Source organism: Mycobacterium sp. KBS0706, assembly GCF_005938675.2.
GTDB lineage: Bacteria > Pseudomonadota > Alphaproteobacteria > DSM-16000 > Inquilinaceae > Inquilinus.
Map to the genome: position 1 here is coordinate 1 of NZ_VCCH02000334.1, position 590 is coordinate 590.

The 590-nt window shown below is 66.9% G+C and carries 2 protein-coding genes; both read right to left on the bottom strand.

Features of this window, described 5'->3' with window-relative positions; genetic code table 11:
• Nucleotides 1-30 precede the first annotated feature (30 nt).
• On the bottom strand, nucleotides 31-273 hold the full coding sequence (locus tag FFK22_RS42130; protein WP_138893728.1) for a hypothetical protein: 243 nt from the start codon (nucleotides 271-273) through the stop codon (nucleotides 31-33).
• Nucleotides 274-275: 2 nt separating this feature from the next.
• Nucleotides 276-590 (bottom strand): transposase domain-containing protein (locus FFK22_RS42135; RefSeq protein ID WP_138893729.1); only part of this gene is annotated, 315 nt, incomplete at its 5' end.

The following is a 590-nucleotide window of genomic DNA, read 5'->3' on the forward strand; positions in this document are numbered from 1 at the left end:
GTCAGCATCCGGTGAGGACCGCAGTGTGATCTATTGGGAGGATCCGGGCTTGGGCGGAGCGCGACCGGCGGCGCGCTGGTCGGCGATGATCTCCTGCAGATATTCAATGCCGAAGCGGGTGAAAGCGGTGACGCCGTCCTCACCGACGCCGTAGACATGCAGCCGACCGTCCTCGGGTTCCATGTCGATCGAGAGTTCCTGCAGCCAGTCCTCGTCCTCGCCGAGCATCCGGGCGACGTGGCCGATGGTGAAGACGGCGGTGATGGCGGCCATGGTCAGGCCGCCTGGCTGCACGGTGCCGGCCGCCAGTGCCACGGCAGAAGTTCATCGATCCTGCTGGCGGGGTGGCCTGCGATCCGGGCCAGGACGTCGGCCAGCCAGGCCTGCGGATCGACGTCGTTCATCTTGGCGGTGATGATCAGGCTGTACATGGCGGCGGCGCGCTGGCCGCCACGGTCGGACCCGGCGAACAGCCATGACTTTCTGCCGAGGGCAATGCCGCGCAGCGCTCGCTCCGCCACATTGTTCGAGAGACAGATCCGGCCGTCGTCGAGGAAGCGGGTGAAGGCCGGCCACCGCTTCAGCATGTA

Coding starts and splice junctions, on each gene's coding strand:
- FFK22_RS42130 (WP_138893728.1), bottom strand. CDS start 273: ATGGCCGCCATCACCGCCGTCTTCACCATCGGCCACGTCGCCCGGATG.